This window comes from Actinomyces sp. 432 (assembly GCF_009930875.1).
Lineage (GTDB): Bacteria > Actinomycetota > Actinomycetes > Actinomycetales > Actinomycetaceae > Actinomyces.
Genome location: NZ_CP025249.1, coordinates 1,806,837 through 1,829,278 on the forward strand (window position 1 = coordinate 1,806,837; position 22,442 = coordinate 1,829,278).

Annotated in this window: 25 protein-coding genes and 2 pseudogenes; 9 read left to right on the forward strand and 18 right to left on the reverse strand. The window is 67.7% G+C overall.

All coding sequences use genetic code 11. The features are described from left to right. Complete coding sequence (pheS, locus tag CWT12_RS07525) at positions 1 to 1,089, reverse strand: phenylalanine--tRNA ligase subunit alpha (RefSeq protein WP_161924323.1); 1,089 nt, start codon at positions 1,087 to 1,089, stop codon at positions 1 to 3. Positions 1,090 to 1,282: 193 nt separating this feature from the next. Between pheS and CWT12_RS07530 the strand changes: the two genes are divergently transcribed. From CWT12_RS07530 to CWT12_RS07540, 3 genes are all read left to right on the forward strand, one after another. Then, positions 1,283 to 2,131: a MerR family transcriptional regulator gene (locus CWT12_RS07530; protein ID WP_161924324.1), complete on the forward strand. Its 849-nt coding sequence runs from the start codon at positions 1,283 to 1,285 to the stop codon at positions 2,129 to 2,131. A gap of 69 nt (positions 2,132 to 2,200) precedes the next feature. Then, positions 2,201 to 3,157, forward strand: coding sequence for an ABC transporter ATP-binding protein (locus CWT12_RS07535; RefSeq protein ID WP_161924325.1), 957 nt, complete (start codon positions 2,201 to 2,203; stop codon positions 3,155 to 3,157). Continuing rightward, positions 3,154 to 4,785 (forward strand): ABC transporter permease, encoded by a 1,632-nt coding sequence (locus tag CWT12_RS07540; RefSeq protein ID WP_161924326.1) that lies wholly within the window; start codon positions 3,154 to 3,156, stop codon positions 4,783 to 4,785. Before CWT12_RS07535 ends, CWT12_RS07540 begins: the two co-directional genes overlap by 4 nt. Positions 4,786 to 4,897: 112 nt before the next feature. Here CWT12_RS07540 and CWT12_RS07545 read toward each other — a convergent pair whose 3' ends face one another. Next, positions 4,898 to 5,248, reverse strand: coding sequence for a hypothetical protein (locus tag CWT12_RS07545; RefSeq protein ID WP_161925359.1), 351 nt, complete (start codon positions 5,246 to 5,248; stop codon positions 4,898 to 4,900). A gap of 59 nt (positions 5,249 to 5,307) precedes the next feature. Between CWT12_RS07545 and CWT12_RS07550 the strand changes: the two genes are divergently transcribed. The 3 genes from CWT12_RS07550 to CWT12_RS07560 all read left to right on the forward strand — a co-directional run bounded on the left by CWT12_RS07550 (position 5,308) and on the right by CWT12_RS07560 (position 6,519). Continuing rightward, complete coding sequence (locus CWT12_RS07550; protein WP_161924327.1) at positions 5,308 to 5,775, forward strand: MarR family winged helix-turn-helix transcriptional regulator; 468 nt, start codon at positions 5,308 to 5,310, stop codon at positions 5,773 to 5,775. Positions 5,776 to 5,869: 94 nt separating this feature from the next. After that, positions 5,870 to 6,127, forward strand: coding sequence for a type II toxin-antitoxin system Phd/YefM family antitoxin (locus CWT12_RS14540; RefSeq protein ID WP_202616171.1), 258 nt, complete (start codon positions 5,870 to 5,872; stop codon positions 6,125 to 6,127). Continuing rightward, on the forward strand, positions 6,124 to 6,519 hold the full coding sequence (locus CWT12_RS07560) for a type II toxin-antitoxin system VapC family toxin (RefSeq protein ID WP_161924329.1): 396 nt from the start codon (positions 6,124 to 6,126) through the stop codon (positions 6,517 to 6,519). The genes CWT12_RS14540 and CWT12_RS07560 overlap by 4 nt, the downstream gene beginning before the upstream one ends. Positions 6,520 to 6,739: 220 nt before the next feature. On the opposite strand, the gene CWT12_RS07565 is transcribed toward CWT12_RS07560, so the two are convergent. The 6 genes and pseudogenes from CWT12_RS07565 to CWT12_RS07585 form a co-directional block, all read right to left on the reverse strand. Continuing rightward, positions 6,740 to 7,819, reverse strand: a complete 1,080-nt coding sequence (locus CWT12_RS07565; RefSeq protein ID WP_161924330.1) for an inositol-3-phosphate synthase — start codon at positions 7,817 to 7,819, stop codon at positions 6,740 to 6,742. A 563-nt stretch (positions 7,820 to 8,382) separates the two neighbouring features. After that, on the reverse strand, positions 8,383 to 9,237 hold the full coding sequence (locus CWT12_RS07570) for an amino acid ABC transporter permease (RefSeq protein ID WP_237564083.1): 855 nt from the start codon (positions 9,235 to 9,237) through the stop codon (positions 8,383 to 8,385). A 115-nt stretch (positions 9,238 to 9,352) separates the two neighbouring features. Next, positions 9,353 to 9,886 (reverse strand): annotated as a pseudogene (locus CWT12_RS07575) (amino acid ABC transporter permease); the annotation flags it as partial. 93 nt (positions 9,887 to 9,979) lie between these two features. Next, on the reverse strand, positions 9,980 to 10,303 hold the full coding sequence (locus CWT12_RS14545) for a hypothetical protein (RefSeq protein ID WP_442862524.1): 324 nt from the start codon (positions 10,301 to 10,303) through the stop codon (positions 9,980 to 9,982). After that, positions 10,240 to 10,992 (reverse strand): transporter substrate-binding domain-containing protein, encoded by a 753-nt coding sequence (locus CWT12_RS07580; RefSeq protein WP_337247884.1) that lies wholly within the window; start codon positions 10,990 to 10,992, stop codon positions 10,240 to 10,242. The genes CWT12_RS14545 and CWT12_RS07580 overlap by 64 nt, the downstream gene beginning before the upstream one ends. Positions 10,993 to 11,063: 71 nt before the next feature. Next, positions 11,064 to 11,848 (reverse strand): annotated as a pseudogene (locus CWT12_RS07585) (amino acid ABC transporter ATP-binding protein). Positions 11,849 to 12,542: 694 nt separating this feature from the next. On the opposite strand from CWT12_RS07585, the gene CWT12_RS07590 reads away from it, so the two are divergent. The 3 genes from CWT12_RS07590 to CWT12_RS07600 are packed head-to-tail and all read left to right on the forward strand — an operon-like array spanning position 12,543 to position 14,563. Continuing rightward, positions 12,543 to 12,869 carry a transposase gene (locus CWT12_RS07590; protein WP_161924331.1) on the forward strand — a complete coding sequence of 109 codons (327 nt, stop codon included), beginning with the start codon at positions 12,543 to 12,545 and terminating at the stop codon, positions 12,867 to 12,869. Next, positions 12,866 to 13,756, forward strand: a complete 891-nt coding sequence (locus tag CWT12_RS07595) for an IS3 family transposase (protein ID WP_161924332.1) — start codon at positions 12,866 to 12,868, stop codon at positions 13,754 to 13,756. The genes CWT12_RS07590 and CWT12_RS07595 overlap by 4 nt, the downstream gene beginning before the upstream one ends. Before the next feature lie 48 nt (positions 13,757 to 13,804). Continuing rightward, positions 13,805 to 14,563 (forward strand): polymorphic toxin type 15 domain-containing protein, encoded by a 759-nt coding sequence (locus tag CWT12_RS07600; RefSeq protein WP_161924333.1) that lies wholly within the window; start codon positions 13,805 to 13,807, stop codon positions 14,561 to 14,563. 155 nt (positions 14,564 to 14,718) lie between these two features. Here CWT12_RS07600 and CWT12_RS07605 read toward each other — a convergent pair whose 3' ends face one another. The 10 genes from CWT12_RS07605 to CWT12_RS07650 form a co-directional block, all read right to left on the reverse strand. Next, positions 14,719 to 15,627, reverse strand: a complete 909-nt coding sequence (locus CWT12_RS07605; protein WP_161924334.1) for a TrmH family RNA methyltransferase — start codon at positions 15,625 to 15,627, stop codon at positions 14,719 to 14,721. 137 nt (positions 15,628 to 15,764) lie between these two features. Beyond that, the gene (gene rplT / locus CWT12_RS07610) at positions 15,765 to 16,145 is read right to left on the reverse strand and encodes a 50S ribosomal protein L20 (protein WP_161924335.1); all 381 of its coding nucleotides are present in this window, start codon (positions 16,143 to 16,145) and stop codon (positions 15,765 to 15,767) included. A gap of 30 nt (positions 16,146 to 16,175) precedes the next feature. Further along, a complete protein-coding gene (rpmI, locus tag CWT12_RS07615; protein ID WP_161924336.1) occupies positions 16,176 to 16,370 on the reverse strand; it encodes a 50S ribosomal protein L35 in 195 nt (64 codons plus the stop codon). 129 nt (positions 16,371 to 16,499) lie between these two features. Continuing rightward, entirely contained in the window at positions 16,500 to 17,147 is a 648-nt protein-coding gene (infC, locus tag CWT12_RS07620) for a translation initiation factor IF-3 (protein ID WP_161925361.1), read from the reverse strand. A gap of 324 nt (positions 17,148 to 17,471) precedes the next feature. Next, positions 17,472 to 18,254, reverse strand: a complete 783-nt coding sequence (locus CWT12_RS07625; protein ID WP_237564392.1) for an SseB family protein — start codon at positions 18,252 to 18,254, stop codon at positions 17,472 to 17,474. A gap of 80 nt (positions 18,255 to 18,334) precedes the next feature. Further along, positions 18,335 to 19,075 (reverse strand): bifunctional 1-(5-phosphoribosyl)-5-((5-phosphoribosylamino)methylideneamino)imidazole-4-carboxamide isomerase/phosphoribosylanthranilate isomerase PriA, encoded by a 741-nt coding sequence (gene priA / locus CWT12_RS07630; RefSeq protein ID WP_161924337.1) that lies wholly within the window; start codon positions 19,073 to 19,075, stop codon positions 18,335 to 18,337. A 57-nt stretch (positions 19,076 to 19,132) separates the two neighbouring features. Next, complete coding sequence (gene hisH / locus CWT12_RS07635; RefSeq protein ID WP_161924338.1) at positions 19,133 to 19,798, reverse strand: imidazole glycerol phosphate synthase subunit HisH; 666 nt, start codon at positions 19,796 to 19,798, stop codon at positions 19,133 to 19,135. A gap of 42 nt (positions 19,799 to 19,840) precedes the next feature. Then, on the reverse strand, positions 19,841 to 20,626 hold the full coding sequence (locus CWT12_RS07640; protein ID WP_161924339.1) for a hypothetical protein: 786 nt from the start codon (positions 20,624 to 20,626) through the stop codon (positions 19,841 to 19,843). Next, complete coding sequence (gene hisB / locus CWT12_RS07645; RefSeq protein ID WP_161924340.1) at positions 20,626 to 21,225, reverse strand: imidazoleglycerol-phosphate dehydratase HisB; 600 nt, start codon at positions 21,223 to 21,225, stop codon at positions 20,626 to 20,628. The genes CWT12_RS07640 and hisB overlap by 1 nt, the downstream gene beginning before the upstream one ends. Beyond that, a complete protein-coding gene (locus tag CWT12_RS07650; RefSeq protein ID WP_161924341.1) occupies positions 21,222 to 22,439 on the reverse strand; it encodes a histidinol-phosphate transaminase in 1,218 nt (405 codons plus the stop codon). The genes hisB and CWT12_RS07650 overlap by 4 nt, the downstream gene beginning before the upstream one ends. Positions 22,440 to 22,442: the final 3 nt, after the last annotated feature.

Here is a 22,442-nt window from a genome sequence, read left to right on the forward strand (position 1 = left end):
TCAGTTTCCCCTTCCGGTGGTGCCGAACTGCTGGGAGAAGCGGATGTCTCCCTCAACGATGTCGTGCATGTCGGCGATGCCATGACGCAGCATGAGGGTGCGCTCCAGGCCCATGCCGAAGGCGAAGCCGGTGTAGGCCTCCGGGTCGATGCCGCAGGCGGTCAGCACATTGGGGTTGACCATGCCGCAGCCACCCCACTCGATCCAGCCGGGCCCGCCCTTCTTCTGCGGGAACCACAGGTCCATCTCCGCGCTGGGCTCGGTGAATGGGAAGAAGGAGGGGCGCAGCCGGGTGCGGGCCTCAGGTCCGAACATGGCGCGGGCGAAGTGGTCCAGTGTGCCCTTCAGGTGTGCCATCGTCAGGCCCTTATCCACGGCCAGGCCCTCAACCTGGTGGAAGACCGGGGTGTGGGTGGCGTCCAGCTCGTCGGAGCGGAAGACCTTGCCGGGGCAGGCCACGTAGATCGGCGGGGCCTGGTTCAGCATGACGTGCGCCTGCACGGGCGAGGTGTGGGTGCGCAGCACCAGGTTCGCCGTGGCCCCGGGGGCGCCGCCTACGGAGGCGCCGTCGATGTAGAAGGTGTCCTGCATCTGGCGGGCGGGGTGGTCGGCATCGAAGTTCAGGGCGTCGAAGTCGAACCACTCGTGCTCGACCTCCGGGCCCTCGGCGATGGACCAGCCCATGGCGGTGAAGAAGTCGGAGACCTCGTCCACCAGGACGTCCAGGGGGTGGCGGGCGCCGACAGGGGCGCGGTCGGTGGGCACGGTGACGTCGACGGCCTCGGTGGCCAGCATGCTTGCCTCGGCCTCGGCCTCGAGCACCTGCTGGCGTTCGGCCAGGGCGGCGGATATGCGGCCGCGTGCGCCGCCGAGCAGCTTGCCGGCGGCGGCCTTGGCAGCACGGTCGGGCAGCCGGCCGATCTCGCGGTTGGCCAGAGCCAGGACGGAGGCGTCGCCGGTGTAGGTGAGGCGCGCCTCCTTCAACGCGGCCAGATCGCCGGCAGTGGCGATAGCGTCCAGCGCCTGCGCGACCAGGCTGTTGACGCCTGCCTCGTCCGTTGGCGAGAGGGCGCCGGGGGCGTCAGTCATATTGCTTGCCTTCCACCAGATGAGTCGGGGTCTCTCGAGGGTCAGATTAGTCCGCGCCGCACGAGTGCCCGAAATCGTCTCAGATGAGCCGCGGGCCGACCGCCCCGCCCGCGGCAATGCGTGACCGTGTTGCGTGGACACATACGCGGGCGGGTCTTGACGGTGACGTTACGTCACCTGTTGGGATGTGTGCATGCGCATCAAGGAGATGGCCGATCTGGCCGGCACCACCCCGCGGGCGGTGCGTCACTATCACCGTCTGGGACTGCTGCCGGTGCCGCCGACGGTACGCGGACGGCGGGAATACGGCGTGGCGCACCTGGCCCGGCTCATGCGGATCCGCTGGCTCGCGGACGGAGGGCTCTCCCTGGCGCAGATCGCCGAGGTACTCGCCCAGGATCCCAGTGGCGCCGACCGCGAGTCGGTGCTGCAAAGTCTGCGGGCCACCCGCGGCACGGTTATCGCACGTCGCCGCGAGCTGCAGGCGCAGGAGGCCCGCATCGACGAGCTGATCGCCCGAGTTGAGGACGGAGAGGGACTCGAGCCCATCCCCCAGCTGCTGGTGCGCTTCTACGACGCCGTGCAGGAACGCCTGGAGGAGGAGGGACTCAATGCCCGCGGGCTGCGGGCCGAGCGGCAGGTGGTGACGGCACTGGCCGCCCTGGGAATGGTCCCCGAGAGCATCGGCACCTTCCTGGCGGAACTGAATGGCACCGAGTGGGAGGCGGGTGTGCGCATCTATGCCGAGATCGCCCGCCTGGAGCGGCTGCATGGGGACGCCGCCCGGGACGCGGCCATCCACTTGGCTGAGGAGACCTGGGAGTACACCCTCCGGCACCGCCGTACGGCGCTGGCCGCATTCGCCGACTTTCCGACCGGGTCGCCGGGGCGCACCACCTGGCGACTGACCCAGATGATCACCAACGCCTACACCGGACCGGCACAGCACCTGTACCTCGATCGCTTCCTGGAACTGCTCATGGCGGACCCGGAGTTCGCCGTCGTCATTCGGCGTCTGGCCGGTGACGAGCCCGCGTTGTAAGCAGCTTCTGCTCCAAACCGTCCCTGATCTCGATTCCATTTACCGCACTCCCATGAAAGGACACCACTGATGACAGCACGCAAAGACGGGAGCCGCGCCGCCGTCGGCGCCACGAGTCCATCCGGCACCGACACCCCGATCCAGGTGCAGGGCCTGGTTAAGCGCTTCGGGCGCTTCACCGCCCTGGACGGGCTGGACCTGGAGGTCGCCGCCGGTCAGGTGCACGGCTTCCTCGGCCCGAACGGGGCGGGAAAGTCCACAACCATCCGCACCCTGCTGGGCCTGTACCACCCCGACGGCGGCAGGGTGCGCGTGCTGGGGCGCGACCCGCGGCGCGAGGCGCCTCGAATCAACCGGGAGGTGTCATACGTGGCCGGGGACGTGGCGCTGTGGCCGAATCTGACCGGCGGACAGGCACTCGACGCCCTGGCGGGTCTGCGCGGCAGGCGGAATCGTGGCCGGGAGGAGGAGTTGATCGAGCGCTTCGGCCTGGACCCGAGCAAGAAGGTGCGCACCTACTCCAAGGGCAACCGGCAGAAGGTGGCGCTGGTGGCGGCACTGGCCGCCCCCACCAGCCTGCTGATTCTCGACGAGCCGACCAGTGGCCTGGACCCGCTGATGGAGCAGGTCTTCATGGATGAGGTGACCCGGGCCGCGGCCCGGGGGCGCACCGTGCTGTTGTCCAGCCACATCTTCGCCGAGGTGCAGCGCCTGTGCAGCGCCGTGACGATCATCAAGGACGGGCGCGTGGTGGAGCAGGGCGACTTGACCCGCCTGCAGCAGCTGGCCCGTACCCAGATCGAGGTCGGCGGCAACGCGGATCTGCTGCGCGGCATAGCCGCGTCGCTGCCGCAGCTGGAGAACGATCTGTCCGTGGAGGACGGTCGCCTGAGCGTGCAGGTGGGTTCCGCCCGGGTCCCCCAGGTACTGGCGGCCGTCGCCGCGCAGGGAGCCACCGACGTGATCTGCCGGCCGGCGAGCCTGGAGGACCTGTTCCTGCGTCACTACGAGGAGGTGCGCGGATGAGCGCCCGCGACGAACTGCGCGGTCTGCGCCGCGCGCTGCGGCTGACCGCCCGGAGGCTGCGCTTTCAGGCGCTCGCCTGGATCCTGCCCCTGTGGCTGGGCATGGCGTCCTTCGCGCCGGCCTATCAGGACGCCTACTTCTCCGAAGCCGGTGGCGCCGGCGGTGCGGGCGGCAATGCGGTGGTCGAGGCGCTGCGGGCCTCCCCGGGCACGCGCCTGCTGTACGGCGAGCTACCCGACCCGGGCACCATCGGACAGTTGGTGCAGTGGGAGGGCGCCACCTACCTGCTGGTGTGCACCGCGCTCATGGCGGTGCTGTTGACCTGCCGCCTGTTGCGCGCGGATGAGGACGAGGGCCTGACCGAGCTGTTGCGGGACACTGGCACCGGTAGGTGGGTGCCCTTCCTCGCCCCGGTACTGGTGATCTGGGTGGCGATCGGCATCCTGGCCGTCTTGGTGGGCGCCACGCTCGCGGCCGAGGCCACGCAGATCGAGTCGCTTCCCGCGACGGGAGGATGGGCGTTGGCCGGAGTGACCGCGATCGTCGGCTGGGGCTTCGCTGGACTGGCCGCCGTGGTCTGCCAGTTGGCGCGCAGCGCCGCCGGCGCCCGGCCCCTGGCACTGGCATGTGTTGGGGTTGCCTTCATGGTGCGGGTGGCGGCCGACCAATGGGAGGTCACCTGGATGCGGTGGTTCACGCCGCTGGGGTGGCGTGACCTCGCGGCGCCCTACACCGACGACAACCCCGCACCACTGGCCGTCTGCGGTGGAATAGCCGTCGCCCTGGTGGCGGTGGCCGGAGCGCTATACACGCACCGGGAGTACGCAGGCGGTTACCTGCCCGACCGAGCCACCAGCACGCGCCGCTGGCGAGTCCACGGCTACGCCGACCTACTCACGCGCCTGTCCACACGTACAACCCTGGCATGGGCCGCGGCAATTGCCTGCTTCTCGGCACTGTTCGGCTCGATGACCGAGGGCATCCTGGAGATGATGCGGGATGATCGCATCGCCGAATACGTGGACATGCTGGTACAGGCCGGCGCCGACATGATGGAACAGTTCATGTCGTTGATGACCGTGCTGTTGGTGCTGCTGATCGCGGTGGCGGCGACTGGGCAGGCGGGCCGCCTCGCCGCCGACGAGGACGCCGGACTGGTGGAGGCTGAGGCCGCCGTCGGGGTGCCGCGCCGGCGTCTGTTCCTGATGCAGGCGGTCTCGGCGGCGGCGGTGGGAACGATCCTGCTGGTGCTGTGCGGGGCGGTGCTGGCCGCAGTCACGGCCACGCAGGTGACCGAGGATCATGCGGTGGAGCGGGCCTTCGTGTTCACCGTCAGCCAGCTGCCCGGAGTGCTGGCGGCGATCGGCATCGCCCTGGCGGTGGTCGGCGTGGCGCCGCGACGTTTTGGCGTCGTATGGGCGGTGATCGCCTGGAGCGCCTTCGCCAGGCTGCTGGGCGGCATGATGGATCTGCCGACCTGGGCGCAGGACCTGAGCGTATTGGGGCACTACCTCGACGTCGTCGGCAACCCCGACTGGGTACCGCTGGCGGTGCAGACGGCCGTCGGCGCCCTCGGCACCGCGGTGGGCCTGGTCGCCTACCGACGCCGCGACCTGTCAGGTGTCTGATCAGCGGTTTGACCGACACCGCATCTGCGTTCTGGCCGGTAGATCTCCTGCGCCTTGACCGAGACACACCCGGCGCGTGGTCGGCGATCAGCTCCGCCACCGCCGGCACTGCTTACTGGAGCGCGGCAAGTCCGGCCAGATGACATGCGGCCGCGACGACGGTACCGCCGGCCATGCCGGGCTGTCTACGTGCTATACCGCTTGCCACATCACCGAGTTGAGCGAGCGCGGCAATAGCCAAGACGAGCTGAGTCAGCGGATACACGGGCGTCAGCCAGACGACCATCGCAACCACGACGCCAAGCGGCACCGCCCTGGCCGCATACATCGCTGGATAGAAGCGGTCAGCGTCGTCGCCTGTGCCGCTCGGCGCCAGCAGCCCCGGGCGGAGCAACGCCGCCGCAGCAGCAATTACCGATGCGGCTGCCATGACGGAGTTGAGAAGCGCCAACCACCACGGCATGTCAACCACCTGCCCATATCGTTCAGCACTGAATGATTCAATAGAGTACCATCGTCCCCATGAAGACGACAGGGGTCGGCAACGCAGAGGACGTCGGTGAAGCGATCCTGTCCGCCGCATGTTTTCGACTGGGCATGCTCGGCGCGCGGGTCACCCGGGACTTCTCCGAGCGGATTGCACCGTCGGGCTTGACCCACAAGCAAGTGGGCCTGCTGGCCGTCGTCGACGCCGGGCTGGCATCCTCGCAGCGCGACATCGCGGCCAGGCTGCACGTCGCGCCGAGCCTGGTAGTGACGTTGGTGGACCAGTTAGTGGACCTCGGAGCCGTGAGCAAGACCCGCAGCCGCAACGATCGCCGGACTCACAAGATCGAAGTCACCCCCGAGGGGCGGCATCTGCTCGCTAGCGCCGTTGCGGCGGCCGAAGCGCTGGACGCCGACATCCGCAGCATCCTCTCTCCCGCAGGGCGGGCCGCCCTGAGCACGCTGTTGACGGAGCTCGACATGCGCCAGAACCGGAATCAGTAGCGCTCTCACAGGATTCGGTCGCCGTCACGGGAGGCAACCCGCATTGGATTGTCGCGTAGACGATCTGTGCTACGCTTGCTACGGAGTGACGGTCATGACTACGATTCCACACCGCGAACTACGGAACGACAGCGCCGCAATCCTCCGCCGAGTGGAGGCCGGCGAGAGTTTCGCGATCACCAACAACGGACGTCCCGTAGCCGAGCTTGTGCCCATCACCCAGGACCGCCTCGCTCTACTGCGTCGGCAAGGAGCTACGCGTCCAGCGGTCCCCACAGACTTCAACGCCTTAAACCGCGCGCGAGGACTCAGCTCAAAAGATGTACTGGACGACCTGCGCGGCGAGCAATGACCATTTGCTACCTGGATACCTCCGCAGCACTCAAGCTTCTCATCGAGGAAGCCGAGTCGGATCCTTTAGCCACCTGGCTGACCGAGCAGACCGCGAACGGCTTGTCTCTGTGCTCCTCCTTCTTGCTGCACACAGAGCTGTACTGCGCCGCTCGACGACGCCGACAGCTCGATATGCAGTCAACCGCATCATTACTGTCGGGGATCGAACTCATTGACATCTCGCGGGAGCATCTGCTCAACGCGGCGCGAGACACGGCGGGGCTGCGTGCGGCAGACGCGATCCACCTCGCAGTTGCCCTGAACGTACGCTCCGACCTGCTCCTCACTTACGACCGGGAAATGCAACAAGCTGCGCTGCAACGAGGGCTGACGGTGACCGCCCCCAGATGATTGATTCCCAGGGCACCGTCGGAGTTCGCCCGGAAGTGCGCACCCACTTGGAGAGCCTTATACGCGTTCTCAGACGGTCCAAGTAGAAGTACGCGGTCCAACTGCACAAAGGCGGTCAGCGCATGCGACGACCGGCTTGAGTCACAAGTACGCAGGTCGGCTCGCAGCAACTCATGGCTGCTGCGAGCCGACCTGCGTGTGTGCATGGCGGATCGAGCGATCAGCGCTCGACCTCGCCCCGGATGAAGGCCTCGGTGGAGTCCATGGCATCCTCGTCGGGGCGCTGCTGCGGCGGGGACTTCATGAAGAAGGAGGCCGGGGACAGCAGCGGTCCGCCGATGCCGCGGTCCAGGCCGATCTTGGCGGCCCGGATGGCGTCAATGACCACGCCGGCGGAGTTCGGGGAGTCCCATACCTCCAGCTTGTACTCCAGGCTGACCGGGGCGCCGCCGAAGTTGCGGCCCTCCAGGCGTACGAAGGCGAACTTGCGGTCGTCCAGCCAGCCGACGTAATCCGAGGGGCCGACGTGGATGTCCTTGTCGTCGAACTGCTTGGAGACGTTGGAGGTGACCGCCTGGGTCTTGGAGATCTTCTTCGACATCAGCCGCTCGCGCTCCAACATGTTCTTGAAGTCCATGTTGCCGCCGACGTTGAGCTGGTAGGTGCGGTCAATGGTGATGCCGCGCTCCTCAAACAGGCGAGCCAGCACCCGGTGGGTGATGGTGGCGCCGATCTGGGACTTGATGTCATCGCCGATGATCGGCAGGCCGGCGTCGGTGAACTTCTGCGCCCAGGCCGGGTCGGAGGCGATGAACACCGGCAGGCAGTTGACGAAGGCGCAGCCGGCGTCGATGGCGCACTGGGCGTAGTAGCGGTCCGCCTCCTCCGAGCCGACCGGCAGGTAGGAGACGACGACGTCTACCTGGGCATCCTTCAGGGCCTGGACCACGTCGACCGGGGGCTCGGAGGACTCCTCAACGGTCTCGCGGTAGTACTTGCCGAAGCCGTCGAGGGTGACGCCGCGCTGGACCTTCACACCGGTGGGGGCGACGTCGGCGATCTTGATGGTGTTGTTCTCCGAGGCGTTGATGGCGTCGGCCAGGTCGAGCCCGACCTTGGCTGCGTCGACATCGAAAGCCGCCACAAACTCGATGTCCGAGACGTGGTAGTCACCGAACTGGACGTGCATCAGGCCGCCTACCGTGTCGGTCGGCTTGGCACCCGCGTAGTGGGTGACACCCTGCACCAGCGACGACGCGCAGTTGCCCACGCCGACGATGGCGACACGTATCTTGCTCATCTGTTCTCCTAATCGGCCAACCCATGACCGTTCGAGGATCTGACGCGCGCGATTTTAACGATCTTCCCTGGTCAGAGCATGTCACGCCCGTGAATTAGCGGCATTCAGCGAATGCGCAGCCCAGCTGACGCCGGCGTCAGTGTGGGAACCGTCACGTACGTCGGAGGCAAAAGCGGCCTGCTGGTGGCGTGCTTCGACGAACACATCGAGGCGCTGCACACCGGCCGCCCTCCGGCCAATGGCTGATTGGCCTGCTAGCAGTTGTGTTGCTCGGTGACGCCATCCTGTCGCTGAGACCGCCTGCATTCATCCACGCCAGTCTCACCGGAGTGGGGTTTCCGCGGCAGTGGTGGTGGGCTACTGGAGGTGGCGCGCATAGTCCATAGGCGTACCGCTACCGGGACCACGCGCTCTCATGTCACCAGATGCACCACTTTCCCGGTCGGCTCCACATAAGCATCAGGCTCCTCCCCCGCCATCCAGGGGAACACGCGCCTGCTCTAACTACTCCACCCTCGAAAGTGGTGCATCCAGTGACACCAACGGCTCTCGAACACGCCGTCTCAGCGGGTGCGCGCCTCCACGCGCCGCGCCATCGCACCCAGCGCCCAGTTGATGATCACGTAGATCACCGCGATGATCACGTAGGCGGGCAGGTAGACGTCCAGGTGTGCAGTGACGCGCGCGGAGGAGGTCAGCAGGCGTCCGGCGTACATCAGCTCCAGGTACGCAACCACGTATCCCAGGGAGGAGTCCTTCAGGATCGTCACCAGCTGGGTAATCAGCGTCGGCAGCATCATGCGCAGCGCCTGCGGCGCCAGGATCAGCCGCATGGTCTGGCCACCGCTCAGCCCCAGCGCCTGGGCGGCCTCGCTCTGGCCCCGATCCAGGGCAAGCACCCCCGATCGGAATACCTCCGCCGTCGTAGCCGAGGAGCACATGATGATGGGCACGGTAAGCATCCAGAAGGGAGTCAGCGTAAGTCCCCAACGCGGCACCGCCAGCAGGAAGAAGTAGATCAGCAGCAGCATAGGGACGGCCCTCATGGTGTCGATCCACACGCCAACCATGGTGCGCCCCAGCCACGAACGGCTCATACGCGCCCACCCCAGGGCGATGCCCAGTGGGAAGGACAGGGCGGCACCGACCACGGTGACCAGCATGGTGTCGGCCAGGGCGCGCCCGAGGTAGCCGACCACCGACTGCCCCAGGAAGTAGCGCCACTTGGGATAGGCGAGCTGGCCGGCCTGGCCGAGCTGGAACAGAGCCGCTGCGGCAAGCACCAGGACGATCAGGGTTACCAGCACCGACCCGATGAGGATACGGCGCCGTCCCTTGGGGCCCGGGGCGTCGAAGAGCAGGTCGGCGTCGGTGGCGCCGGATGCAGGGGCGGGAACGCGTGTTGTCATCACGCTCATGCGCGGGCCTCCCGTCCAGAGATGCGACGCTCAAGCAGGCCCCGAGCTTGGTGGCCAGAAAAGCAATAGCCAGATAGGTGAGCCCAGAGGTGAGGAAGGTGATCACCGCCTGCGCGTAGCGCAGGTTCAGCTGCTGGGTGACATTGGTCAGCTCGGGCACGCCGATCGCGGCGGCCAGGGAGGAGCCGATCAGGCAGGAGATGAAGATGTTGACCAGGGGCTGAATGGTGCGGGCGAGTGCCTGCGGCAGCACCACCGAGGCGATGATCAGTCCGAAGGGCATGCCCAGGGCGCGGGCCGCCTCAATCTGGCCCTTGGACACGGAGTTGATGCCCGAGCGCACCGTCTCGCACACGAAGCCAGAGGCGGAGAAGACGATGGCTGTGACCGCCGCGGCGAACAGGGACAGCGGCACGCCTGCCCGGGGCGCGGCGAAGGCCGCCAGGATCATCAGGCACAGGGTGGGGATATTGCAGGCGACCGTCACCCAGGCGGCGCCCAGGGTGCGCAGCGGCGGTATCGGGCTCACGCGGAAGATCGCGATCACCGTCCCGACGACGAGCGCGCACACGAATCCGATTACGGCGATAGTCAGCGTCGTGGCCAGGCCCTGGCTGATCATACCGAGGTTGTCGGTAATGGCATTCATAGGCACCTCCTCCGGGGTGGCGGGTGGCCACCCCAGTCTGGGGCGACCACCCGCCGGGTACTGCTTGGGGCGGGACGGACCGGCCGGCTCGCGTCAGTCGGTTGCCTCCGCCGTAGCGTCGGTGGCTGCGGTAGCGGTCACATCGGCGATCTCGGATCCGGGCACGGAGCCGAGGGCGGGCGGCTCGGGAGCCTCGCCGCCGATGATGGCGCCAATGGTGGCCTCCCAGATGGCGTTCCAGGTGCCGTCGTCGTAGATGGTCTGCAAGAACGTGTTGACGAAGGCCTGGGCGTCAGAGTCCTTGGGCAGGCCGATGCCGTAGGGGTCCTCGGTGAAGGGCTCGCCGACGATCTTTACGGCGTCATTGGACTGCACCTCACTGAGCTCGAGGGACTGGTCGACGACGTAGGCGTCCACCTGGCCGGCCTCCAGGGCAGCGACGCAACTGGAGTGGTCCTGGAACTGCGCCTGCTCGGCCTCGGGGCGGCCTCGTCCAGGGCGGGGCCGGAGGAGGAGTTGGACTGGACGGCGACCTTCACGCCGGCCAGGTCGTCGACGCCGTTGATGTCGGTCTCGTCGGCGCGGACGAGCACGGACTGGCCGGAGGAATAGTAGGGGCCGGCGAAGGCGATCTTTTCGGCGCGCTCAGGGGTGATCGTGTAGGTGGCGAAGACGGCGTCGACCTGGCCGTTCTCGAGCATGGTCTCCCGGGTGTCGGAGGTGGCCTGGGTGACCTGCAGCAGAGAGCGGGCGTCGTCCCCGCCGATGATGTAGCGGGCCAGCACCTGGGCGAGGGCGGCGTCGAAGCCGGAGATCTCACCGGTGGCGGGATCCTCGATGGAGAACACCTCTGAGGTCTTGGTGCCGCCGGTCTTCAGCACCCCGGCATCCCGGATGGCCGAGGCCCAGGTGGAGGCGGCCACAACATCATCCGCGGCAACCGGGCCGGAGTTGATGACGGTGTCGTAGTCGACGGCGCCGGCTGAGGCGTCGACCGCCTGGCCGTCGGCGCCAGTGTCGGCGCAGGCCGCCAGCACGGCGGCGATCGAGGCAGCGCCGGCGGCGGTCAGCAGGCCGCGGCGAGACAGGCCGGGAAGAACAGACATGGTGGTTCCTTTCGACGATGGTTGAAGGAGCGGTTGAAGTAGTAGTCGATGGCAGTCGGCCCGGCAGCGCCTCAGTGGCTGAGCACCTTGGACAGGAAGTCGCGCGCCCGCTCGGTGCGCGGGCGGCGAAGAAGTCCGCCGGCGCGGCGAGTTCCACGATCTGGCCGCCGTCCATGAAGGCGACGCGATCGGCGACAGAGCGGGCGAAGCCCATCTCGTGGGTGACTACGAGCATGGTCATGCCTTCTGCTGCCAAGTCTTTAATGACGTCGAGGACCTCGTTGATCATCTCCGGGTCCAGGGCGGAGGTGGGCTCGTCGAACAGCATGATCTTGGGGTCCATTGCAAGGGCGCGAGCGATGGCGACCCGCTGCTGCTGTCCGCCGGACAGCTGTGGTGGGCGCTTGGCAGCCTGGTCGGCGAGGCCGACGCGTTGAAGCAGCTGGCGCGCGCGGGCCTCGGCGTCCGCCTTGGGTACCTTGCGCACGCGGGTGGGCGCGAGAGTGATGTTGTCCAGCACGGTGCGGTGCGGGAACAGGTTGAAGGACTGGAAGACCATCCCGACCTCAGCCCGCAGGCGGGCCAGCTCGCGCCCCTCCTCAGGTAGGAGCTCACCATCGATCTCGATGGTGCCGGACTGGATCGTCTCGAGCCGGTTGATGGTGCGGCACAGGGTTGACTTGCCGGAGCCGGAGGCCCCGATCACGGCGACCACCTCGCCGCGGTGAATGTCCAGCGAGACGTCGTCGAGCGCCTTGAAGTCGCCGTAGTACTTGCTGACGTGGCTGATGCGCACGAGCGGGTACTCAGTGCTGGAAGGGTTGGCGGGAGCAGGCACAGGAGCCTCTTCTCGTATTAGGGGCGAATGGGACTGAGACTGTCTCAACGACAGCAGCAACACATTCGCAAAACCACAGGTTCCCTCCGGTTCGGGTTCGCGGCGCCCGGCCGCGATCCGGGTTGGACCGAGCGGTACGCGCCAAGTGCACAGTAGCACCCGCACCCCGGGAGCGAGCATGCAGGTATCCAGCATTCGGGCGGACTGCGAGTGGCATCACAGCCCCGTCTCGGCAGTTGAGACACGCTGCGAGCCAGATGCAGAGGGGACTCCTGCATGGCTGCGTTGCGAACTACGATCCAGCCATGACCCCTGATGTCATCGACACTGCAGTCACTTCCCGCCGCCAGGCCCCTACCCCACCGTCCTGGACAATTCCCAGGTTAAGTCATGTGGAGTACTCCGGACGGCCCCTGCACGCGCTCGCAGGTGGTAGCCGAGCATGGCGCCAACCGCCACGCCACAGAAGGAGCGGTCAGCCAGCTGCCCCAGATCCTCAGGGCACCTACTCTGAGAACCTCCGGCAGTGATCCTTCCGCGTATTCACTTACCTTGATGAAACCCGGTGCGCTTCAGATGCAGGGCTGCTATGAGTACGGCTCCTGGGACGAGGTGCGCAGTACGCGCCGACAGAGTGTTTTCGTCCGATCAGGAGTACGACGGGTTGTGGGCGCTCAGGACTGGACTGGAGGGTTGTTTTCGGACTTGGGGGATGGCTGTCGTTCCCCGTGATCTGATAGTTAGGATGGTGGATGTGACTAAGGCGAAGTACTCCGAGGAGTTTCGTGAGCAGGTTGCTCGCGAGGTGGTGGATAAGGAGCGGTCGATCGCGTCGGTCGCGGCCTCTTATGGTTTGGTGGCGCAGACCGTGGGCAACTGGGTCGCTAAATACAGAAAGCAGCACGCCGGCGCCCGGGAGCAGAAGGAAGCCACGGATGCGGAGGAGTTGGCCCGGCTGAAGGCGGAGAACTATAAGCTTCGGATGGAGAATGAGTTCCTAAAAAAAGCGGCGGCCTTCTTCGCGAAGGAGCAAGAGTGACTCGCATCTACGAGTTCATCCACAGCGAGGAAGGCAACTACCCGGTCGCCTGGATGTGCCAGTGGGCGAAGGTCTCCAAGTCCGGTTACTACAACTGGCTGAGCAGGCCCGAATCGGCCACCGCGATCCGCAGAAAGGAGCTCGGTGTGCTTGTTGAGAAGATCTTCGCCGAGTCCGGTGGTACCTACGGGTACCGTCGGGTGGTTGCCACCCTGGACTGGCAGGGGGTGCCGGCCGACCCCGGCACGGTCAGGTCGATCATGCGGGAGCTGGGCTTGAGGGCCGCGCGGCCGCGCCGGAAGGTCCGTACTACGGTTCCAGCGGAGGACCTGGATGAGCGGCCTGATCTGGTGTGCCGTGACTTCACCGCGCCCGCTCCGGGGGTCAAGTGGTGTGGGGATATCACCTACATTCCTACTTGGGCGGGGTTCGTGTACCTGGCGACGGTATTGGACTGTTGCACAAAGAAGGTGGTGGGGTATGCGTTGGCGGATCATATGCGCACCGAACTGGTCTGTGAGGCGATTGATATGGCGGCCCGCAACTGCAAGCCGACCCGTGGGGTGACGATCTTCCATTCTGACCGCGGGTCGCAGTACACCTCCCAGGCCTTCGCCGACCACCTGGCCTCTTATGGGATTCGGCCGTCGGTGGGGCGTACGGGGGTGTGTTGGGACAACGCGTGGGCGGAGTCGTTCAACGCGACATTGAAGAATGAGCGCGTGTATCGTATGGTCTACCCCACGCGGGATAAGGCGATAAGGGATGTGGCGGCGTGGATTGAATTGACCTATAATCAAAGACGTTTGCACTCGGGGATCGGGTACCGCACACCCAACCAGTTCGAACGCGAGCTACAGCAGGCCGCCACCCCGAAAGCAGCCTGACAAACACACAACAACACCGTGTCCAAAAAACACCCAGCATTCCACACCATGGTACGCACCGTCTACCACAACGGCCGCAGCCGCGACCTACAGACCAAGGGCGCCGAGTTCGAGTTCCAACTCGACGGCCAATACCAGATCCTGGCACAAATGCCCGCCAAGGACTACCTGGCCGCCCGCGACCTATTCAAACAACAAGGCAGACAAGGCAACGAAGCCACACGACAAGCACGAAGAGACCTCTACAAGCGACTCGCCGCGCACGGTAACGATCAACTCGGCATGCCTCGCGCCGCGTCCCGCACCTGGGCGCGTGAGGCTATGCGGCAGGTAGCGATCCTGCACAACCCCGACCAGGTCCTGGGAGGCAACCTGAAGCCCTCCCGGGACGCGGGCGGCACGCCAATCCCCGGGGACAGAGGCGTTAACTCCTCCCTAGGAGCGCAGAACCTCAGCAACGCGGCACTAATAGACGCCGCCGCCGAGCGCCAGGCAGCCGCCGGCAAGGGCCACCTTCCGCTGAGCTTCCAGGTGGTACTGACCAACCGCCGCCGCAACGTCAAACAACTGCGCGCCCAGCAGCCGCCCCCACCACTGGCCATCCAGCCGCGCACAGAACACAACTCCCGGGCACCCGCACAGACTCTGAGCAAGGCAGTACTCGCCGCCCGCCCACCACCCAGCACAAACACCAACCCAACCACCGCCGCCCGCATCCGCCAAACCCTGGGCATTAACACTCCCAGATACACGCCCCCGCACCGAAACCACCCCAACACCACCAACACAAACGGACCGGAGCGCTGACACCACTAGCAGACCGCTTCAGCGAGCCGCCCCAAGCCAACCCACCACAACAATCAATTCTGGATATTCCCCCGCATTTTGGGATGTGCCCCCACCTGCGTGCCACCGTGAGCGCCTGGGTGTGCACCGCGTTCGCCCGGAGACGTGTACTCACATCACACCTGGCGCTGCGCCCGGACGCTGGCGTACAGGCAAATGGCGGCGGCGGAGGCGACGTTCAGGGACTCTGCCATTCCGTAGATCGGGATCGAGACCACCGTGTCCGCCGCATCCAGGGCCGCAGGCGCCAGCCCGCGGGCCTCGTTGCCCAGCAGCCAGGCCGATGGCGCGCCGAGCTCCGCCTCGGCGTCGAACAGGCTCACCGTGCCGTGCCCATCGGCAGCGAGCAGCCTCAGCCCCGCCGCCCGCAGTGCGCGCACGGCCTCCTCCAACGTGACACCGGCCAGCACCGGCAGGTGAAACAGGGAACCTGCCGTGGCGCGCACGACCTTCGGGTTCGTCGGATCCACGCTGCCCTTTACCAGCACCACGGCGTCAGCGCCGGCCGCATCAGCGGCGCGAATGATGGTGCCGGCATTGCCGGGATCCTGTGCCTCGGTCAACACCGCCACCAACCGCGCGCCGAACAAGGCCGTCTCCAGGGCCGAGCCTGAGAAGGCGCCGGCCTCGCGCGCGGCGTCGCTCTCCGTCACGGGTGCGGCAGCCCCCGCTCCTCCCCCGCTGGCCCCAGGCTGCGGCCGGGCCGCCACGGCGTCGGTCCTCACCACGGCGAGCACCCCCTGCGCGTCGGCGCTCATGGCTCGCATGACCTCGGGGGTGACCAGGTGGGTGTACAGGCCCGCCCGCGCGGCGGCTTCGGCAATGTCGGCGTGGGTCTGGGCCGCCTCCTCAGTGAAGTAGACGTCGAGCACGTGGCCGGCGACGTGCCGCACCGCATCGCGCGCGCCCTGCGGCCCCTCCACCAGGAAGCGACGGTACTTGCTGCGGGCGGCGCGGCGGGCCAGCCCGGCCACCCGGGTGATGCGGGCGGCCGCGGGGTTGTCCAGGATCGCGCTCGTGCTCATGGCCGCAGGTTACCGGCCGTATAAGACCGACCCCCGCAACCAGGCCACGCCTTAGGCGCGGGGATTGATTGCGGGGGTCGACTCTGGTTATCGGCCACGCATGGCGACCGGCGACATGCCTGACGTCAGCGCGAAGCTCAGGCCTTGGGGGCGTTGACGTCCGCGGGCAGGGCCTTGCGTGCGGTCTCAACCAGCGCCTTGAAGGCGGCGGGCTCGTTGACAGCCAGCTCGGCGAGCATACGGCGGTCCACCTCAACCCCTGCCAGGCCCAGGCCCTGCATGAACCGGTTGTAGGTCATACCCTCGGCGCGGGCGGCGGCGTTGATGCGCTGGATCCAAAGACGGCGGAAATCGCCCTTGCGGGCGCGGCGGTCGCGGAAGGCGTACACGCCGGAGTGGGTGACCTGCTCCTTCGCCTTGCGGTACAGGCGAGAGCGCTGTCCGCGGTAGCCGGAGGCGCGGTCAAGTACGGTACGACGCTTCTTCTGGGCGTTAACAGCCCGCTTCACACGTGCCATTTGATGACTCCTTCAAGTGTTGTGGGCCGATCAGCGACCGAGCAGACGCTTGACCTGACGGGTGTCCGCCGGGGCCACGGGCTGGTCCTGGGACAGCTTGCGCTTGCGGCGGGAGGACTTGACCTCCAGCAGGTGGCGCTTGCCGGCCTGCTCGCGCATGAGCTTGCCGCTTCCGGTGACCCGGAAGCGCTTCTTGGCACCGGAGTGCGTCTTGTTCTTCGGCATGTTAGTTTCCTCATTCTCGGTCCCCGACGCCGGATGGGCCGGGGGCTGCGGACCTCGTCGTGTGACGGGGCTGGGTATGTGTGCAGTATGTGCGCGTGCCCGCGGGGCGGACCTGCTGCCGGTGCGGGCTCATTCGCCCGCGGCGGCCTCCTCGGCGGCCTTCGCCTCCACCTTGGCCTCGCGTGCGGCCCGGGCGGCCTGCTTCTCGGCCCTACGGCTGGCGCGGGCGGCCTCACGGCGCCGACGCTGGTCGGACTTGACTTCCGCCTTCTTACGAGTGGGAGACAGGACCATGACCATGTTGCGGCCGTCCTGGCGGGGGTGGGACTCGATGTTGCCCAGCTCGGCGACCTCCTCGGCCACGCGCTGCAGCAGCCTGATGCCCAGCTCCGGGCGGGACTGCTCGCGGCCACGGAAGCGGACGATGCACTTGACCTTGTCACCACCCTTGAGGAAGCGCTCGACATGCCCCATCTTGGTGGCGTAGTCGTGCTCGTCGATCTTGGGCCGGAACTGGATTTCCTTAAGTTGGGTGTTCGCCTGGTTGCGCCGGGCGTCGCGTGCCTTCATGGCCGACTCGTACTTGAACTTGCCGTAGTCCATGAGTCGGCACACCGGAGGGCGCGCATCGGGGGCGACCTCTACGAGGTCAAGGCCTGCCTCCTCAGCCAGGCGGAGAGCGTCCTCCACCCGGACAATGCCGACCTGCTCGCCGCTAGGGCCGACCAGTCGTACCTCGGGGACGCGGATCCGTTCGTTGATACGGGGCTCGCTGATGACTGTTCCTCACTCTTGTCAGTGGTTACCGTTTGCAACGAAGAAGGCCTCCGCCGCTAACGCGTGCGAAGGCCTTTCATGTGCTCGTCAGAGCACAGTCGCGAGCACCCATACGGGTGCGCGACTGCGAGGATCGCTCCCCGCATGACCCGGCCCCTTGGGGGACCCAGGTGGGATTTCTCCGCTTGCGTGCCGGAGCCGTGACTCCGGCCGGTCGGTGCCAGAGTCTAGCAGCCTTATCCCGCGCCGACGCCGCAGCAAGCGCCCGCAGAAACGTGACAGTTCCCATAAGCGCATTGCCCTGGGCATCACGTCCCCTGACCATCAGGCGGGCACCGGACACAGCTCCACGGTGTCGATGAACTCCCCCCAGGCCGGGTTGACCATCACATACTGGCACTGCTCCAACGTCGCAGCCACGGCGGGCGTGCCGGCGGATGCGTCTACGCGGATGAACACCCGCAGCTCGGCGTCCTCGCCGGGGGCGAAGGCAACCCCGGTCACCCCGTCGATGGCGCCCAACTGAGCGGCCACCTCCGCCTGCACCGGCTCGTTGCGCCAGGAGGGGATCCAGTCCTCTCCCCCAGCCAGGGCCACCACCGCAGGACGCGGCAGGCGCAAACCGCGCGTGCCCGGGTCGAGTACCCACAGCTGATCGGTTTGCAGGCAGGCGACCTCCGCGGCGCGGCGGGGGGTCACGGGCACGGGACGCACATCTTCACGCCAGGCCGCCACGGCGGCCGCCGAGGTGAAAACCGGCAGGGCCAGGTGGCCGTCGTCGAGCCGGACGGCCAGGTCCGCGGCGTCCTGCGCGGCGTCGGCGGTATGCGGCTCGTGTGCGCCGACGGCAGCAGACGCCTCCCCCAGCCTCAGTGGCGTGGGGCCGCCGGGGGCGTGCACGGCGTGTGCCGCGACGGGCACGATCAGCCGACTGGCCGCCAGCGCGGCCAGCAAGCGGTCGAGATACTCGTGGCGGGCCAGTCCCTGAGCCTCGAGGGCCGCGGTCACGGCGGGGTCGGGGGTGCCGTCGTCGGCGGAGAAGGGAGTGGGCACGGCTAGCAACTGAGCCAGCCGGCTGCGGGCGGCCAGGGCGGCCTCCAACTGCATGTCGGCGGGCAGGCCCGGGCCGCCTGCACCGTCCCCCGCCGCGGGCTCACCGGTGGTATCCGGGATTGTGACCATGCTTGTCACGCCCCCTGCACGGAGTCCGCACCGCGGCACGCGGCAAGTGCCTCCTGAAGCGTGAAGTTGCCGTTATACAGAGCCTTGCCGACGATCGCCCCCTCCAGCCCGTAGCGCTCCAGGCGGGCAAGGGCACGCAGGTCGTCCAGGTGGGCAATGCCGCCGGATGCCACAACCGGAGCGTCGGTGTGCTCGCAGACCTCGCGCAGCAGCTTGATATTCGGGCCCATCAGAGTGCCGTCCTTGGTGACGTCGGTGACTACGTAGCGGGCGCAGCCGGCGGCGTTCAGACGCTCCAGGGTCTCCCACAGGTCCCCGCCCTCCCTGGTCCACCCGCGGGCTGCCAGGGTGGTGCCGCGCACGTCCAGGCCAACGGCGATCTTGTCTCCGTGCTCGGCGATGACCCGCTCGGTCCAGTCGGGGTCCTCCAGGGCGGCAGTGCCGAGGTTGACGCGGGCGGCTCCGGCGGCCAGCGCCCGGTGCAGGGAGGCGTCGTCGCGGATGCCGCCGGAGAGCTCGACCTTGACGTCCACCTCGCCGACGATACGGGCGAGCAGGGGCGCGTTGGTGCCGCGTCCGAAGGCAGCATCCAGGTCCACCAGGTGGATCCACTGCGCGCCGGCCTCCACCCAGTCGCGTGCCGCGTCGATTGGGCTGCCGTAATCCGTTTCGCTGCCGGCCTCACCGCGCAGCAGGCGCACGGCCTTGCCATAGGCGACATCAACGGCCGGGAAAAGGGTGAGCATGGGCGTCTCCTTGATGCTTTGGAGGATGCTTTGGAGCAAGCGGCGGTCTTGTGCGAGTCAGAGAGTAGTTAGCCAGTTGCGCAGCAGCTGCGCGCCGGCGTCCCCGGATTTCTCGGGGTGGAACTGGGTGGCGCTGAGCGCCCCGTTCTCAACGGCAGCAACGAAGTCCTCCCCGTGGGTGGCCCAGGTGGTGCGGGGCAGGCGCGTGCTGCCCGCACCCAGCAGGGCAGCCGGGTCGGTCTTGGCGGCATAGGAGTGCACGAAGTAGAAGCGCTCCGAGCCGGAGGAGTCGTACAGGCCTTCGAACAGCACTGTGTCGGCGGGCGGGCGCACCCGGCTCCACCCCATGTGGGGCACCACATCCGCCTCAAGACGGGAGACGGTGCCGGGCCACTGGTCCAGGCCTGGCACCGGTTCGGCACTGGTTTGCTCAGTGTGCTCGGTGGAGGCGGTGAACATCACCTGCATGCCCACGCAGATACCGAGCACCGGCCTGCCTCCGGCCAGCCGCCGGTCAATCAGCCTGGGAGCGTCCACGGCACGCAGCTGCTCCATGACGGCGGCGAAGGCCCCGACACCGGGTACCACCAGCCCGTCTGCGTTCAGCACCGAGTCGGGGTCCGCGGTCAATTCGGCTTCCGCGCCGACGCGCTCCAGAGCGCGCACCGCCGAGCGCACGTTTCCGCTTCCGTAGGACAGGACGACGACGTGTGGTTGCCTCACGGAGCCAGCCTACCCATCCCCGCCGGAGCTACGGCGCCCACGTCAGCCCTCACTCGGATCGTCACCACGACCGCCATCCCCGTCTCCCCGGTCACGTCGGCGCATGCCGCGGCCCAGCCAACGCATCATGCGGCCGGGCTTGACCTCGTCGGTCCTGATTGCACCCGCGATGTCCTGCACCCGGGTGGCCCCCAGCAGGATGTCCTCGATGTCCTCATCCAGGTCGGGTAGCAGCACACCGGGACTGACCTCCTCCCCAGCCTGCCCGCCCTGGTAGCGACGGGCGGTGATAGTGCCGGACAATCCGGTCTCGATGCCCACGTCAGTCGCCAGGTCGGCGGTTATCAGCACTACCCCGGGGCGGCTGAGGCGGGACAGGGCGGCGGCCAGCTCGGCCGCCTCAGCAGGCTCGGTTTCCGTGCCGCCCAGAAGCTCGGCGATGTCCCACTCTGCGTGCGCGGAGACGAACTCCTTGACCGCGATGGCCCCGGAGCGGGAGGGCACCACCGTGCAGTCCAGGCCGCTGGCGGCGCACAGGGCGGCCAGTGCTTCGGCGCTGGCCAGCGGGGTCAGCACGATAGCGATCTTGATCGCTTTTGCGCCGCCTGCGTCGCCGGAGCCTGCGCCGCCGGGCACACCGTAGACATTGTGGGGCACATCGTCAGCGGAGACGGGGCCGGTGGCCTCTGGCGGCGCGGAGTCCTCGGAGTGCGACTCGGTAGGGTCGGCGGACAGGTCCAGGCCCTCCATCATGGCGGCGAACTCGGCGTCGATGTCCGGCTCGTCATCGGGGCGGCCGACCGGGCCGGTTGTGTGGTCGTCATGCATCACAGTGCGCCTTTGGTCGAGGGGATGCCGTCAACGCGGGGGTCGGGCTCGACGGCGGTCCGCAGTGCGCGGGCCAGGGCCTTGAACTCGGCCTCGGCGATGTGGTGGGGATCGCGCCCGGAGATCACGCGCACGTGCAGGCAGATGCCGGCGTGGTAGGCAATCGCCTCCAGGCAGTGGCGGACCATGGAGCCAGTGAAATGCCCGCCGATGAGGTGGTGCACGAAGGCATCGGACTCGCCGTCGTGCACCAGGTAGGGACGGCCGGAGATGTCGACGACGGCCTGTGCCAGGGCCTCGTCCAGGGGGACGAGCGCGTCACCGAAGCGGCGGATGCCGCGCTTGTCCCCCAGGGCGGTCTTCAGTGCCTCCCCGATGCAGATGGCGGTGTCCTCCACGGTGTGGTGGACGTCGATGTCGGTGTCGCCGCTGGCGCGCACGGTCAGGTCGATCAGCGAGTGCTTTCCCAGGGCGGTGAGCATGTGGTCGTAGAAGGGCACCGTGGTGGAGATGTCGGTGCGTCCGGTGCCGTCCAGGTTCAGCTCAACCACCACGGAGGACTCACTGGTGGCGCGTTCAATGTGAGCGGTGCGGTTCATGCGTTCTTCTCCTCGTTGACCAGAGTTGTGGCTTGCCCGGTCGTATTCCCGGTGACGGCGAGCAGGGCGGTGCGGAAGCGCTCCATCTCCTGCGGCGTGCCGACGCAGGCCCGCAGGTACCCCTCCGGGCCGACGACGCGAATCAGCACGCCGCGCTCCAGCAGGCCCCGCCACACCGCCTCCCGATCGGCGAAGGGACCGAACAGGACGAAGTTGGCGTCGGAGTCGTGGGCGTTCCAGCCATGCGCGCGCAGCCACTCCACCAGGGCGTCGCGCTCGTCACGCAGGGAGGCGACCTGGCTCATCAGCTCCTGCCGGTGATCCAGTGCGGCCAGCGCGGCCGCCTGGGAGATGGCGGACAGGTGGTAGGGCAGGCGGACTATGCGCAGCATGTCCACCAGCTCGGCGGAGGCGGCCAGGTACCCCAGCCGCAGCCCGGCCATGCCGAAGGCCTTGCTCATGGTGCGGGTGACGGCCAAGTGCGGGTAACGGGGGGTGCCGTCGGCGTCGGTTCGCTCCAGCAGCTCCAGCGCACTGGGCACACCGGGACGGCGGAATTCCGCATAGGCCTCGTCAATCACCACCACACAGTCCGTAGCGGTGTCAGCACTGTCAGCACTGTCGCCGCTCGTCGCCGTGTCGGCAGGGCCGTGTCCGCGGGCCGCTTCGAGGACGGCAACGACGTCGTTAAGCGGCAGGGCCGTACCGGTGGGGTTGTTGGGGCTGGCGAGGATGAGCACCGCTGGGCGCTCGCGCGCGATGGCCGCGGCAACTGCGCCGACGTCGACGGTGAAGTCCTCGCGCCTGGGCCCGGTGACGTAGCGCGTGAAGGTGTCGCGAGCGTACTCGGGGTACATGGAATAGGTGGGTGTGAAGGACAGGCAGGTGCGCCCGGGGCCGCCGAAGGCCTGCAGCACATGCGCCATGACCTCGTTGGAGCCGTTGGCCGCCCAGACCTGCTCCCCGCCCAGGCTGACACCGGACTCGGCGGCGAGGTAGTCGGCCAGGGCGGCACGCAGGCCGGGGAAGTCGCGGTCCGGGTAGCGGTTCAGCCCGCTCGCGGCCCGCCCCGCAGCCGCAGCGATGTCCGCAACCACGGCAGGGCTGGGCGGATAGGGGTTCTCATTGACGTTCAGGCGCACCGGCACGTCAAGTTCAGGAGCGCCGTAGGGTTCGCAGCCCTGCAGATCGGGTCGCAGCGGGAGCACTGTCACGCT

Bases quoted from the DNA above. Each gene is read 5' to 3' on its own strand.
- pheS (WP_161924323.1), bottom strand. From the start codon at position 1,089: ATGACTGACGCCCCCGGCGCCCTCTCGCCAACGGACGAGGCAGGCGTC.
- CWT12_RS07530 (WP_161924324.1), top strand. From the start codon at position 1,283: ATGCGCATCAAGGAGATGGCCGATCTGGCCGGCACCACCCCGCGGGCG.
- CWT12_RS07535 (WP_161924325.1), top strand. From the start codon at position 2,201: ATGACAGCACGCAAAGACGGGAGCCGCGCCGCCGTCGGCGCCACGAGT.
- CWT12_RS07540 (WP_161924326.1), top strand. From the start codon at position 3,154: ATGAGCGCCCGCGACGAACTGCGCGGTCTGCGCCGCGCGCTGCGGCTG.
- CWT12_RS07545 (WP_161925359.1), bottom strand. From the start codon at position 5,248: ATGCCGTGGTGGTTGGCGCTTCTCAACTCCGTCATGGCAGCCGCATCG.
- CWT12_RS07550 (WP_161924327.1), top strand. From the start codon at position 5,308: ATGAAGACGACAGGGGTCGGCAACGCAGAGGACGTCGGTGAAGCGATC.
- CWT12_RS14540 (WP_202616171.1), top strand. From the start codon at position 5,870: ATGACTACGATTCCACACCGCGAACTACGGAACGACAGCGCCGCAATC.
- CWT12_RS07560 (WP_161924329.1), top strand. From the start codon at position 6,124: ATGACCATTTGCTACCTGGATACCTCCGCAGCACTCAAGCTTCTCATC.
- CWT12_RS07565 (WP_161924330.1), bottom strand. From the start codon at position 7,819: ATGAGCAAGATACGTGTCGCCATCGTCGGCGTGGGCAACTGCGCGTCG.
- CWT12_RS07570 (WP_237564083.1), bottom strand. From the start codon at position 9,237: ATGAGCGTGATGACAACACGCGTTCCCGCCCCTGCATCCGGCGCCACC.
- CWT12_RS07580 (WP_337247884.1), bottom strand. From the start codon at position 10,992: ATGTCTGTTCTTCCCGGCCTGTCTCGCCGCGGCCTGCTGACCGCCGCC.
- CWT12_RS07590 (WP_161924331.1), top strand. From the start codon at position 12,543: ATGGCTGTCGTTCCCCGTGATCTGATAGTTAGGATGGTGGATGTGACT.
- CWT12_RS07600 (WP_161924333.1), top strand. From the start codon at position 13,805: ATGGTACGCACCGTCTACCACAACGGCCGCAGCCGCGACCTACAGACC.
- CWT12_RS07605 (WP_161924334.1), bottom strand. From the start codon at position 15,627: ATGAGCACGAGCGCGATCCTGGACAACCCCGCGGCCGCCCGCATCACC.
- rplT (WP_161924335.1), bottom strand. From the start codon at position 16,145: ATGGCACGTGTGAAGCGGGCTGTTAACGCCCAGAAGAAGCGTCGTACC.
- rpmI (WP_161924336.1), bottom strand. From the start codon at position 16,370: ATGCCGAAGAACAAGACGCACTCCGGTGCCAAGAAGCGCTTCCGGGTC.
- CWT12_RS07625 (WP_237564392.1), bottom strand. From the start codon at position 18,254: ATGCAGTTGGAGGCCGCCCTGGCCGCCCGCAGCCGGCTGGCTCAGTTG.
- priA (WP_161924337.1), bottom strand. From the start codon at position 19,075: ATGCTCACCCTTTTCCCGGCCGTTGATGTCGCCTATGGCAAGGCCGTG.
- CWT12_RS07640 (WP_161924339.1), bottom strand. From the start codon at position 20,626: ATGCATGACGACCACACAACCGGCCCGGTCGGCCGCCCCGATGACGAG.
- hisB (WP_161924340.1), bottom strand. From the start codon at position 21,225: ATGAACCGCACCGCTCACATTGAACGCGCCACCAGTGAGTCCTCCGTG.